Source organism: Pseudomonas carassii (assembly GCF_036324045.1).
Taxonomy (GTDB): Bacteria; Pseudomonadota; Gammaproteobacteria; order Pseudomonadales; family Pseudomonadaceae; genus Aquipseudomonas; species Aquipseudomonas peradeniyensis.
The window spans coordinates 214,433-227,326 of sequence record NZ_JAZDCT010000003.1; the positions used below are offsets into that span (position 1 = coordinate 214,433).

10 protein-coding genes are annotated in these 12,894 nt (G+C 64.4%); 5 read left to right on the plus strand and 5 right to left on the minus strand.

Translation table 11 applies throughout. From position 1 onward, the window contains the following. Positions 1–485: 485 nt before the first annotated feature. A complete protein-coding gene (locus V0R62_RS03665) occupies positions 486–1,022 on the minus strand; it encodes an MgtC/SapB family protein (protein WP_330102791.1) in 537 nt (178 codons plus the stop codon). A 269-nt stretch (positions 1,023–1,291) separates the two neighbouring features. On the opposite strand from V0R62_RS03665, the gene ccoG reads away from it, so the two are divergent. The 3 genes from ccoG to V0R62_RS03680 are packed head-to-tail and all read left to right on the plus strand — an operon-like array spanning position 1,292 to position 6,244. Beyond that, a complete protein-coding gene (gene ccoG / locus V0R62_RS03670; protein WP_330102792.1) occupies positions 1,292–2,698 on the plus strand; it encodes a cytochrome c oxidase accessory protein CcoG in 1,407 nt (468 codons plus the stop codon). Positions 2,699–2,737: 39 nt separating this feature from the next. Next, the gene (gene mapR / locus V0R62_RS03675) at positions 2,738–4,147 is read left to right on the plus strand and encodes a GntR family transcriptional regulator MpaR (RefSeq protein WP_186714559.1); all 1,410 of its coding nucleotides are present in this window, start codon (positions 2,738–2,740) and stop codon (positions 4,145–4,147) included. 54 nt (positions 4,148–4,201) lie between these two features. Next, positions 4,202–6,244, plus strand: a complete 2,043-nt coding sequence (locus V0R62_RS03680; protein ID WP_330102793.1) for an ATP-binding protein — start codon at positions 4,202–4,204, stop codon at positions 6,242–6,244. 6 nt (positions 6,245–6,250) lie between these two features. On the opposite strand, the gene V0R62_RS03685 is transcribed toward V0R62_RS03680, so the two are convergent. From V0R62_RS03685 to V0R62_RS03700, 4 genes are all read right to left on the minus strand, one after another. Then, positions 6,251–6,997 carry an SDR family oxidoreductase gene (locus V0R62_RS03685; protein ID WP_330102794.1) on the minus strand — a complete coding sequence of 249 codons (747 nt, stop codon included), beginning with the start codon at positions 6,995–6,997 and terminating at the stop codon, positions 6,251–6,253. 89 nt (positions 6,998–7,086) lie between these two features. Next, positions 7,087–8,622 carry a DHA2 family efflux MFS transporter permease subunit gene (locus tag V0R62_RS03690; protein ID WP_330102795.1) on the minus strand — a complete coding sequence of 512 codons (1,536 nt, stop codon included), beginning with the start codon at positions 8,620–8,622 and terminating at the stop codon, positions 7,087–7,089. Continuing rightward, positions 8,619–9,812 carry an HlyD family secretion protein gene (locus V0R62_RS03695; protein ID WP_330102796.1) on the minus strand — a complete coding sequence of 398 codons (1,194 nt, stop codon included), beginning with the start codon at positions 9,810–9,812 and terminating at the stop codon, positions 8,619–8,621. The genes V0R62_RS03690 and V0R62_RS03695 overlap by 4 nt, the downstream gene beginning before the upstream one ends. Before the next feature lie 30 nt (positions 9,813–9,842). After that, a complete protein-coding gene (locus V0R62_RS03700) occupies positions 9,843–10,316 on the minus strand; it encodes a MarR family winged helix-turn-helix transcriptional regulator (RefSeq protein WP_050705312.1) in 474 nt (157 codons plus the stop codon). Between the two features lie 400 nt (positions 10,317–10,716). Between V0R62_RS03700 and V0R62_RS03705 the strand changes: the two genes are divergently transcribed. Beyond that, the gene (locus V0R62_RS03705; RefSeq protein WP_330102797.1) at positions 10,717–11,526 is read left to right on the plus strand and encodes a gamma-glutamyl-gamma-aminobutyrate hydrolase family protein; all 810 of its coding nucleotides are present in this window, start codon (positions 10,717–10,719) and stop codon (positions 11,524–11,526) included. Positions 11,527–11,970: 444 nt separating this feature from the next. Next, positions 11,971–12,882 carry a 5-dehydro-4-deoxyglucarate dehydratase gene (gene kdgD, locus V0R62_RS03710; protein ID WP_234561039.1) on the plus strand — a complete coding sequence of 304 codons (912 nt, stop codon included), beginning with the start codon at positions 11,971–11,973 and terminating at the stop codon, positions 12,880–12,882. Positions 12,883–12,894 lie beyond the last annotated feature (12 nt).

The following is a 12,894-nucleotide window of genomic DNA, read 5'->3' on the forward strand; positions in this document are numbered from 1 at the left end:
AGAAAAAAATCGGGTAACAGGGAAACAATTCGACAGAATTTCACGTGCCAGGTTTCTCCTGAAAATCACCATATTATTGATTTTAAATGGTTTTCAAAAGTTGGCACGCCACCTGCTATATCTTTTGGCATAACAAGAACAAAAAACGCGATACCCAATAAAAACAACAGTAAACGGCTCTGACATAACAAGAACAACACGGCAGAGGCGTAGCAAGCAGATTTTTTTGGAGTCGACGTGCTTTCCAGGGGTTCCGACCCCGCAGCCTGACACAGAACAATAAAACTACCTCCAAGGTAGCGGCAGTCAAGGTTGGATCACGTTGGATGAACGCAGGTCAGCGCTCAAAAAAATACGTTTGCTCTTGGCCCCGGTTGGGGGCCCCGCAATGCAGAGACTACCGCCGACAAAAACAACAACAGGCCCGTCTCCAATAATAAGAAAAGAGCAAGCAACAACGCTTATGAGGGGAGCTTCGGCTCCCCTCAGTGCTTCCTGCCCTCCTCGTCCTCCCCGTCCTTCTTCTCCCGCGCCTCGCCCTCGACCTTGTCCACCAGCAGCGGCATGCTGGCCAGCACCAGCAGTGCCAGTACGGTGCTCACCAGTGCAGTGGCTTCGCGCCCCATGCCTGCGGCGGTGCCGATGGCGGCGGTCATCCACAGCCCGGCGGCGGTGGTCAGGCCCTTGACGTGACTGGTGTCCTGACCGTTGCCCTTGAGAATCGTGCCCGCCCCAAGAAAACCGATGCCGGCGACGATGCCCTGGATTACCCGGCTCAGCGCCTGCTCGTCGGCACCGGCCATGCTCGGCGCCAGCACGAACAACGCCGCCCCCATCGACACCAGCATGTGCGTGCGTACCCCGGCCGCCTTGCCCTTGCTCTCGCGCTCGAAGCCCAGCACCGCCCCCAGCAGTGCCGCCATCAGCAGGCGAATCAAGATACGGGCGACCTCGCGTTCGTCGGTGACATCGGCGAACTCGGTTTGCAAGGCCTCGAGCATGGCATGCCAGAATGCGTCCATCGGTTGCCTCCCGGTGTCTTCTACAGAGGACCGCGGCACACGCACCACGTGCCTTTCGCTGTGCCAAACGGAACTGCGCACACGGTAACAGAGGTGCGGTGGATAGCCGCAGGCATCTGCAACCAAGCGCTCAAGGCTACGAAATTCGAGGCCTGAGCAAATCAACCAAGCATCTGATATGGTTTTTATCTCAATACCTGGGCCTGTGCTGAAAACAGATCGAGGGCCATAGTGCCCTGGCCTGATCGAGGCCTGATGAGCGATGAACCATGAGCGATAGAATCCCCTTCCGAGTCATCGAGGTTGCCCCCGCCGCCAACAAGAGCAAAAGCCAGGCGGCCGATGGCATCCACACCCGCAGCTTCACCGGCTTCTACCGCAACCTGCGGATCGCCTTTGCCGGGTTGCTGTTCGTACTGTTCTTCGGCACCGCCTGGTTGCAGTGGGGCGACCGCCAGGCCGTGCTGTGGGACCTGGCCGAAAGCAAATTCCATATCTTCGGCGCGACCTTCTGGCCACAGGACTTCATTCTGCTGTCGGCGCTGCTGATCATCTGCGCCTTCGGCCTGTTCGCCATCACCGTGTTCGCCGGACGCGTCTGGTGCGGCTACAGCTGCCCGCAGAGCACCTGGACCTGGCTGTTCATGTGGTGCGAGAAGATCGCCGAGGGCGACCGCAACCAGCGCATCAAGCTGGCCGCCGCGCCCTGGGGCGTCGAGAAAATCGCCCGACGCGGCCTCAAGCATGGCCTGTGGCTGGCCATCGGCCTGCTCACCGGCCTGACCTTCGTCGGCTACTTCACTCCAATCCGCCCGCTGGCTGCCGAACTGTTCAGCTTCGAGCTGGATGGCGTGGCGCTGTTCTGGATCCTGTTCTTCACCGGCGCCACCTACCTCAACGCCGGCTGGCTGCGCGAGGCGGTGTGCATGCACATGTGCCCCTATGCGCGATTCCAGAGCGTGATGTTCGACAAGGACACCCTGGCGGTGGCCTACGACCCCAGCCGTGGCGAATCCCGCGGCCCGCGCAAGAAAGGCAGCGACCCGCGCAGCCAGGGTCTGGGCGACTGCATCGACTGCACCCTGTGCGTGCAGGTCTGCCCTACCGGCATCGATATCCGCGAGGGTCTGCAAATGGCCTGCATCGGTTGCGCCGCCTGCATCGACGCCTGCGACGGGGTGATGGACAAGATGGGCTACGCCCGCGGCCTGATCGGCTACAAGTCCGAGCACAACCTGCAAGGCGGCAAGACCCACTGGCTGCGCCCTCGCCTGCTGGGCTACGCCGCCGCGCTGACGGTGATGATCGGCGCCCTGGTGATCGCCCTGCAGATGCGCCCGATGGTGTCGATGGACGTGATCAAGGACCGTGGCCTATTCCGCGAAAACGCCCTGGGCCAGATCGAGAACATCTACCTGCTGAAGATCATCAACAAGACCCAGGAATCGCAGCACTATCGCCTGCGTCTGGTGGACGCCGACGGCTTCGAGCTGCACGGGCGCACCGAGTTCACCCTCGCCGCCGGCGAGATGAGCGAGCTGCCGGTGTCGGTGGCGATGCTCGCCGACCGCCCGAGCAGCAGTTCCCAGGAGCTGACGTTCGAGATCCAGGACAGCGACCAGCCGGGCATCCGCAGCACCGCGCACAGCCGTTTCGTCGCGCCGATGAATCGCTGATCCCCTACACTGACCACCACCTTGCCTGCCCAGACGATAATGAAACGCTACGAACGATTTGCCGACGACATTGCCGAACTGATCCGCTCCGGGGTGCTTGGCCCCGGCCAGCGGGTGCCTTCGGTACGCTACGCCAGCCAGACCCACGGGGTCAGCCCGTCCACGGTGTTCCAGGCCTACTACCTGCTGGAGCGGCGCGGCCTGATCCGCGCCCGGCCACGCTCGGGCTACTTCGTCAACGCCCATGCGCCGCGCCCGTTCAGCGAGCCGCAGCCCCAGGCGCCGGCCAGCGAATCCACCGATGTCGATGTCAGCGGCCTGGTGTTCTCGATCCTCGACTCGATCAAGGATCCGCACACCGTGCCGTTCGGTTCGGCCTTCCCCAGCCCGACCCTGTTCCCCCTGCAACGCCTGTCACGCTCGCTGGCCAGCGCCAGCCGGGCCATGGACCCACGCATGGTGGTCACCGACCTGTCGCCGGGCAACCCGCAGCTACGCCGGCAGATCGCCCTGCGCTACATGGTTGCCGGACTGATGCTGCCGATGGAAGAACTGCTGATCACCAACGGCGCCCTGGAGGCACTGAACCTGTGCCTGCAAGCCGTGACCCAGCCCGGCGACCTGGTGGCCATCGAGGCACCGGCCTTCTACGCCTGCCTGCAGGTGCTCGAACGGCTCAAGCTCAAGGCGGTGGAGATCCCGGTGCACCCGCGCGAGGGCATGGACCTCGGCGTGCTGGCCCAGACCCTGGAGAAACACCCGGTCAAGGCCGTGTGGTGCATGACCAACTTCCAGAACCCAGTGGGCGCCAGCATGCCGGAGGCCAAGAAGCAGGAACTGGTCGAACTGCTGCGCCGCCACCAGGTGCCGCTGATCGAGGACGACGTCTACGCCGAGCTGTACTACTCGCAGCAGGCACCGAAACCGGCCAAGGCCTTCGACACCGAAGGCCTGGTGATGCACTGCGGCTCGTTCGCCAAGAGCCTGGCCCCCGGCTACCGGATCGGCTGGGTGGCGGCCGGACGCTTCGCGCAGAAGATCGAGCGACTCAAGCTGATGACCTCGCTGTGCGCCTCGATGCCGGCCCAGGCGGCGATCGCCGACTACCTGCAGCACGGCGGCTATGATCGCCACCTGCGCAAACTGCGCTACGCCCTCGAGGGCCAGCAGGCCAACATGCTGGCCGCCATTGCCCGCCACTTCCCGGCACAGACCCGGGTCAGCCAACCCTCCGGGGGGTACTTCCTGTGGCTGGAGCTGCCCGAGCAGATGGACGCCCTGAAGCTGTTCCACATGGCGTTGGCCCAGGGCATCAGCATCGCGCCGGGACCGATCTTCTCGCCGACCCGGCGCTTCGGCAACTGCATCCGCCTGAACTACGGCAGCCCCTGGGGCGATGCCGCCGAGCAGGCCATGGAGACCCTGGGGCGGATCGTGCGGTCGTTCTAGCCGCCGACGGGCAGGCAGGCTACAGTTGGGCCACGCCCAACGCCGGACACCTGCATGCCCGAACGCGAAATCCAGGCATTGCGTCAACGCAATGCCGAACTCGAATCCCGCCTCGCTCAACACCGTGAAATCGACGACAGCGTCTATCGCTTTCTGTTCGACACCATGGACGAGGGTTTTTGCGTCATCGAGTTCTTCGATGGCCCCCACGGCCCGCTCAGTGACTACATCCATGTCGTTGCCAACGCTGCCTACGCTCGCCACGCAGGCATACCCAACGTAGTCGGGCAGAAACTGCGGGAAATGGTGCCCGACGAGGCCGATGGCTGGGTGGCCCGCTACGGCCAGGTATTGCGTACCGGCCAGCCACTGCAGTTCGAACAAGAGCTGGTTGCCACCGGCCGGGTGCTGTCGGTCACCACCTTCCGCATCGAGCCCGCAGAGCGCAATCAGGTCGCCGTGCTATTCCAGGACGTCACCGAACGACGCCGGGCCGAGACCGCGCTGCAACAACTCAACGACCACCTCGAGCAACGGGTCACCGCCGCCCTGGCCGAACGTAGCCTGTTCGCCGAACTGGTCGAACGCAGCGTCGCACGCGTGCAGGTGGTGGATACCTCGTTACGCTTTCTTGCGGTGAATGCCCGGGCGGTCAAGGACTTCGAGTTTCTGTTCGGGCGCACCGTCAAGGCCGGTGACAGACTGGTCGACTGCCTGGCCGGCTTCCCCGAAGAGCTCGAGCGCTCGGTGATGTTCTGGCGGCGGGCACTGGCCGGCGAGAGCTTCATCGAAAGCATCGAGTACGGCCGTGGCAATCGCCTGCGCCATTTCGAACTGCGCTTCAACCCACTACGCGACACCAACGACAGGATTGTCGGCGCCTATCTGTTCGTCTATGACATCAGTCGTCAGGTCAGTGAGCAGCAGCGCCTGCTCGAAGCCGAAGAGGCTTTGCGCCAGGCGCAGAAGATGGAGGCCGTGGGCCAGCTCACCGGCGGCATCGCCCATGACTTCAATAACCTGCTGGGCAGCATCCTGGGCGCCCAGGAGCTGGTGCGCCAACGCCTGCAGCAGGCGCGCCCAGAGGATGTCCCGGCCTTGCTCGACACGGCCAGCGATTCGGCGCGCCGCGCCGCGGCACTGGTGCATCGGCTGTTGGCGTTCTCCCGACGCCAGACCCTGCTGCCACAGGCCACCGCAGTGGGCGCACTGATCCTCGACATGGAGGAACTGATCCGCCGCAGCGTCGGCCCCTCCATCGCTGTCGACGTCACCTGCGCCCAGGGCCTCTGGTCGACCTTCATCGATCCACCGCAGCTGGAAAGCGCCTTGCTCAACCTGTGCATCAATGCCCGCGACGCCCTGCCCAGCGGTGGACGAATCGAGATCCGCTGCGAAAACCAGTCGCTTGACGACAGCAGCGCCGCCGCGCTCGACCTCGCGGCAGGTGATTACCTGCATCTGAGTGTCGAGGACGATGGCCGTGGCATGACGCAAGAAGTGATCGAACGGGCAATCGACCCGTTCTTCACCACCAAGCCACTGGGCCAGGGCACAGGACTGGGACTGTCGATGGCCTTCGGTTTCGTGCGCCAATCCGGCGGGCAGCTGCAAATCCGCTCGACATTGGGCGAAGGTACGCGAATCGAACTCTACCTGCCCCGGCACCTTGAAGCGCCGGTACCAGTGCGGACCGAGCCCGTGCTCGCGCGATTGACACACCCTGAACGTGCCCGGGTCCTGCTGGTGGAGGACCAGGCCGCACTGCGCCTGGTGATCGGCGAGGTACTCGACGAGCTCGGGCATGAGGTGCGAAGTGCCGAGAACGGCCCCGCCGCGCTGGCAATGCTCGAAGGCGGATTCGTACCAGACCTGCTGATCAGCGATATCGGTTTGCCCGGCGGCCTCAATGGCCGCCAGGTCGCGCAAGCAAGCCGCGCCCTGCATCCCGGCCTGCCGGTGCTGTTCATCACCGGTTACGACGAAAGCGCAGCCCTGAGCGATGGGCAACTGCCACCACGCACCACCGTCCTGCGCAAGCCCTTCGAGCTCAACACGATTGCCGACCTGGTGGCGCAGTTGCTCAGCGCCAGGTGATGGGCGTCAGCGCCCGCCGCTCAGGTCGATAAAGGTGCCAGTCGCATAGGACGCCTTGTCCGACAGCAACCACAGTATCGCCTCGGCCACCTCCTCGGGCTGGCCACCGCGCCCCATCGGCAAGCCCGGCTCGAGCTTGCTGACGCGGTCCGGATCGCCACTCAGGGCATGGAAACCGGTATGGATGTAGCCCGGCCGCACACCATTCACCCGCACGCCCTCGCCTGCCACCTCCCTGGCAAGACCCACCGTGAAGGTGTCCAGGGCACCCTTGGAGGCGGCATAGTCGACGTACTCGTTGGGCGAGCCTAGCCGTGCGGCCATCGACGACACGTTGACGATCGCCCCGCCCTGACCGCCATGGCGGCTGCTCATGCGCAGCAAGGCGTGCTTGGCACAGAGGATCGGGCCGACCACGTTGGTCTTCATCACCTTGAGCAGGCGAAACTCTGAGATGTCCTCGACCCGGCTCTGCTGACCGATGGTGCCGGCATTGTTGACCAACGCGGTGACCGGCCCGAGTTCCTGGTCGACGCACTGGAACAGTCGCACCACCTCGTCCTCGACGCTGGCATCGGCGCGCACGGCGATCGCCTCGGCGCCCAGCGCGCGGACCTGCGCCAGCATCGCCTCGGCGGCCTGGTCGTCAGCGTGGTAGTTGATGCAGATGCGGTAACCCTGTTGCGCCGCCAGCAATGCGGTGGCGGCGCCGATGCCCCGGCTGGCGCCGGTGATGACGATGACCTTGTCCATGAGTCTGCCAAGTAGCCAGGAAAAGACCTACAAGATTAGGGGAAATGCCATCATTTGAAAACCTGCGGCGCACGGACAGGGTCATCGGCTCAATGCCCCGCCGAAGCCGGCCCGGCCTTGGCGGTAAAGGGCGGCTTGGCCAGCCACACCAGCAGGATCAAGCCGGCGAACACCCAGGTGAGCAAGGTGAAGTAATCCACCGTCGACATCATGTACGCCTGGCTGTTGAGGATCTGTTCCAGCTTCGCATAACTCTGCGGGCTTGCCCCACCCAACTGCTCCAGGGTCTGCCGTGTGGCAGGATCGAAATTGCTGATGTGCTCGCTCAGATAGGCATGGTGCTGGTCGGCACGACGAATCCAGATCCAGGTGGTCAGCGATGCGGCGAAGCTGCCGCCCAGGGTCCGCAGGAAGGTGGCCAGCCCGGAACCGTCGGCGATCTGGTGCGGCGGCAGGTCCGACAGCAGGATGCCCAGGGTCGGCATGAAGAACAGCGCCACGCCGATCCCCATGAACAGCTGCACCAGGGCGATGTGCAGGAAGTCCACCTCGTTGGTGAAGCCGGCACGCATGTAGCAACTGGTGCCGATCGCCAGGAAGGCGATGCCGGCCAGCACACGCAGGTCGAAGCGATGGGCGTACTGGCCAATGAAGGGCGACATGAGCACCGGCAGCAGGCCGATCGGCGCCACTGCAAGGCCCGCCCAGGTAGCCGTGTAGCCCATCTGGGTCTGCAGCCATTGCGGCAGGATCAGGTTGATGCCGAAGAACCCCGCGTAGCCACCCACCAGCACCAGGGTGCCAATGCGGAAATTGCGGTGCACGAACAATCGCAGATTGACCACCGGGTGGCGGTCGGTCAGCTCCCAGATGACGAACACCGCCAGGAACACCACCGAGATCAAGGTGCCGATGACGATGAACGATGACTCGAACCAGTCCAGGTCGTTACCCTTGTCCAACACCACCTGCAACGCCCCGACGCCGATAATCAGGGTCAGCAGGCCGATGTAGTCCATCGGCTGGCGACTGGTGACTATCGGCCGCGCACGCATCTGCTGGCGCACCACGGCGGCGGCGAACAGGCCGATCGGCACGTTGATGAAAAAGATCCATGGCCAGCTGTAGCTGTCGGTGATCCAGCCGCCGAGGATCGGCCCGGCAATCGGCGCCACCACCGTGACCATCGCCAGCAGCGCCAGGGCCATCCCCCGTTTCGCCGGCGGGTACACGGCGATCAGCAGAGTCTGGGTCATCGGGTACAGCGGACCGGCCACCACGCCCTGGATCACGCGGAACAACACCAACTCGGGCATCGACTGGGCGACGCCGCACAGGAACGAGGCCAGCACGAACAGCAGCGTGGCCCAGATGAACAGCTTCACCTCGCCGAAGCGCCGGCTCAGCCAACCGGTCAACGGCAGGGCGATGGCGTTGCTCACCGCGAACGAGGTGATCACCCAGGTGCCCTGCTCCGAACTCACGCCGAGGTTGCCGGAAATGGTCGGCAACGCCACGTTGGCGATGGTGGTGTCGAGCACCTGCATGAAGGTCGCCAACGACAGGCCGATGGTGGTCAGCAGCAGGCTCGGCGGGGTGAACTGCGCGGGGGCCTGCTGGCTCATCGCTGGGCCGTCTTGCCGGTGGCGCTGTTCTCGTGGATCAGCCGGGCGATCAGGTCGTCGGCCTCGACCAGCTGACGGTCATACACCTGGGTGGTGTAGCTGGCCTGCTGCGGCGGCTGCTGGGCCAGGGCCGGCCCGCTCTGGTCGTGCAGATCGACCTCGGCGACGGTGGACAGGCCGATGCGCAGCGGGTGCGTCTTCAACTGCTCAGGGTCGAGGTGGATACGTACTGGCACGCGCTGGACGATCTTGATCCAGTTGCCGGTGGCGTTCTGCGCCGGCAAGAGGGCGAAGGCGCTGCCGGTGCCCGCGCCGAGGCTGTCGACGGTGCCGGTGTATCTGACTTCGCTGCCGTAGAGGTCGGCGGTGATCTCGACCGGCTGGCCGATGCGCATGTCGCGCAGTTGGGTTTCCTTGAAGTTGGCGTCGATCCACACCTCGTCCAGCGGGATCACCGCCATGGTTGTGGTGCCCGGCTGCAGGCGCTGACCCAGTTGCACGGTGCGCTTGGCGACATAGCCAGTGACCGGCGCCACCAGCGTGGTGCGGGCATGGTCAAGGTAGGCCTGGCGCAGGTCGGCGGCGGCGGCCATCACTTCCGGATGCGAGGACACCACGGTGTCGTCGACCAGCGCGGTGCTGGTGTTGAGTTGCTGGCGGGCACTGTTGACGGCGGCCTGGGCCACGGTCAGGTCATCGCGGGAGTGGGCGACTTCCTCGGCGGCGATGGCGCCGCTGTCGGCCAGCACCTTGCGTCGGTGGTAGTCCTGCTGGGCCTTCTGCAGCTCGGCCTGGCGGGTCTGCAATTGCGCCTTGAGCGAGTCGACGTTGCTGTACAGCCCGCGGACCTGGCGCACGGTGCGCGCCAGCTTGGCCTCGGCGGACTGCAGGGCGACTTCGCTGTCGGACGGGTCGAATTGCAGCAGCACCTGGCCGGCATGGACCAGGTCGCCGTCATCGGCGCCGATGCTGGTGACGGTGCCGGTCACCAGCGGGGTGATCTCCACGACGTTGCCATTGACGTAGGCATCGTCGGTGCTTTCATGCCAGCGACCGACCAGGCTGTACCAAGCCCAGGTGCCTGCGCCGGCGAGGATCAGGACAAGTAACAGGGCGAGCAACCAGACTTTGCGTTTGCCTGTGTTGTCAGGCGCGGCGGCCGGGGTGGAGGTGTCAGCGGGAGTGGCCATGACAATACCTTGGAAGATGCGTGACAGGGTTCAACGATCGCCGAAGCGGCGGATCGTCAGGGGGTCGCCGGCGTTGATCAGGACCTTGGCGAGCAGTTGCTCGAGGGTCTTGAGTTCCTCGGGCTGCAGTACGCCGACCAGTTCGTTCATCGCCGCCGCGCCGACCTGTGGCAGACGATCGGCCAGGCGCTGGCCATCGGCGGTCAGGGCCAGGCGCACCTGGCGGCGGTCGTCGGGGCAGCGATTGCGCAGGATCAGGCCCTTCTGCTCGAGGCGATCGAGCATGCGGGTCATCGAGCCGCTGTCCAGGCCCAGGTAGCGGCACAGTTCGGCCGGGGTGTCGACCTGGTACTGGGTGACGATGATAAGCACCTTGAACTGGGCGGCGGTGACGCCATCGGCCTCGAGGTGCCAGTCGAGGATGCGGTCCTTGAGCAGCGCGGCGCGGCCGAGCAGCATGCCGATGGCGCAGGTCTGGAAGTTTTCCGGGGTGAAATGGGACATCGGGGTCTGCTCGAGGAATTGTGTGAAAATATTACTGCTTAGGCAGTGAATGTCAAAGCTTTGATTAGGTGGCTAAATAAAAATCCTGGTCTTTGCCTCCAGGGCATCACGATCATTGCACCGATGCAAAGACCCGACTGCGTCGTTAAATATTATTGACCAAAGCCTCGCCAAACCCTTGTCACCAAAGGCCCCGACGACCCAGAGCCCCCGAAAACAGGCGCCTGGACACCCCGCCACTCGTTTGACATATCGAACGGCTCTGGCAAGCTATGAGTCAGGCCCCGACCGACATCGCCTGCAAGGCGAGCCGGCAGTGCTCGGGGCTCCAGGCAGCACTCAAGGCCCCGGCCGTGCGCCTGCACAACAACGACAGGCATGACCTGTCTCAAGGTGACATATGTCCAACAGCAACATTGGCAACAAGCAACCTTCCCTGCGCAAACCCATCGTCCTGATGACCATGGGCAGCCAAGAGCGCAAAGGCCATGACTATCAGGTCATGACCCACAAATACATCACCCCGCTGGTCGATTTCGCCGGTTGCGTCCCGGTCCTGGTGCCCACCTGCTGTGGCGTCGAAGACCTCGAGAGCTACCTGGACATGGCCGACGGCGTCTACCTGACCGGTGCCGGCAGCAACATCGACCCGACCCTCTACGGCCAGGAAAACCAAACCCCCGGCAAGGGCCAGGACAAGGACCGCGACCTGTTCGACATGCCGCTGGTCAAGGCCGCGATCAAGCGTGGCCTGCCGATCTTCGGCATCTGCCGCGGCATGCAGGAAATCAACGTGGCCCTGGGCGGTGACATCTACCAGAAGGTCTACGCCGAACCCGGCTTCAACGACCACCGGGAAAACCCGGAAGATCCGGTCGAGGTCCAGTACGCCCCGGTGCACAGCGTGAAGATCAAGCCAGGCAGCTGGCTGCGCGATACCCTGGGCACCGATGAGATCCGCGTCAACTCGCTGCACGGCCAGGGCCTGCGCAACCTGGGAGCCGGCATCGAGCCGATCGCCCATGCCGAAGACGGCCTGGTCGAGGCGATCCACGCCCCGAGCCTCTCGCCCTTCCTGTTCGCGGTGCAGTGGCACCCGGAGTGGCAGGCGGCGAAGAACCCCGACTCGATCAAGATGTTCCAGGCCTTCGGCGACGCCTGCCGCGCCCAGGTCCGCAAGTCCCAGGTCAAGCACCACCAGGCTGCCTGATCCACTGAAGCTTCGTTAGCTTTGATCGCGGGGCGGTGCAATACCGCCCCCGTTTCCCCGGTCACCCTCTGCTGGTCCCAGAACACTTCCCGTGGAAGCGGGCGGCGGGCTTGTGCCTGTCTCCGCGATCTTTTTTCTCCCCGCAAGTCATACGACAACACTCCTCCACCGAATTATCGGGTTTACGCTTCCCCCTGTAGGAGCGGCCTTGTGCCGCGAAAGGGTCACGCAGCGGCCCCAGGCTTCCAGCGTTGAACCACGAACGCCGGGGCCGCTTTGCGGCCCTTTCGCGGCACAAGGCCGCTCCTACAGGGGTTGGCGCTGTCATGGTGGGAAGGATTCAAAATTTCTACCGCAAGGGACTAGTCACGATCTTAGTTGTACGATAACTTACCTCTCACCTTGGTCCCCCCTCCTTCCAAGCGCCACAGGATGCCTACAACAATGACTCCACAAGAACTGCAATCCATCCTCTCCCACGGCCTGCTGTCGTTCCCCGTCACCGACTTCGACGCCCACGGTGACTTCAACCCGGCTGGCTACGTCAAGCGCCTGGAATGGCTCGCCCCCTACGGCGCCAGCGCCCTGTTCGCTGCTGGCGGCACCGGCGAGTTCTTCTCCCTGGCCGCCAGCGAGTACAGCCAGGTGATCAAGACCGCCGTCGACACCTGCGCCACGTCGGTACCGATCCTCGCCGGCGTCGGCGGCTCGACCCGCCAGGCTATCGAATACGCCAAAGAGGCCGAGCGCCTGGGCGCCAAGGGTCTGCTGCTGCTGCCCCACTACCTCACCGAAGCCAGCCAGGACGGCGTCGCCGCCCATGTCGAGGCGGTGTGCAAGGCGGTGAACATCGGCGTGGTGGTGTACAACCGCAACGTCTGCCGGCTGAACGCCGACCTGCTGGAACGCCTGGCCGAGCGCTGCCCGAACCTGATCGGCTACAAGGATGGCCTGGGCGACATCGAGCTGATGGTGTCGATTCGTCGCCGCCTGGGCGATCGCTTCAGCTACCTGGGTGGCCTGCCCACCGCCGAGGTGTATGCTGCGGCTTACAAGGCCCTGGGCGTGCCGGTGTACTCCTCGGCGGTGTTCAACTTCGTGCCGAAGACGGCGATGGACTTCTACCACGCCATCGCCCGCGACGATCACGCCACCGTGGCCAAGCTGATCGACGACTTCTTCCTGCCATACCTGGACATCCGCAACCGCAAAGCCGGCTATGCCGTGAGCATCGTCAAGGCCGGGGCAAAAATCGCCGGCTACGACGCCGGCCCCGTGCGCACGCCGCTGACCGACCTGACCGCGCAGGAGTACGAGATGCTCGCCGCGCTGATGGACAAGATGGGCCCGCAATAAGCGAGCTTCCTG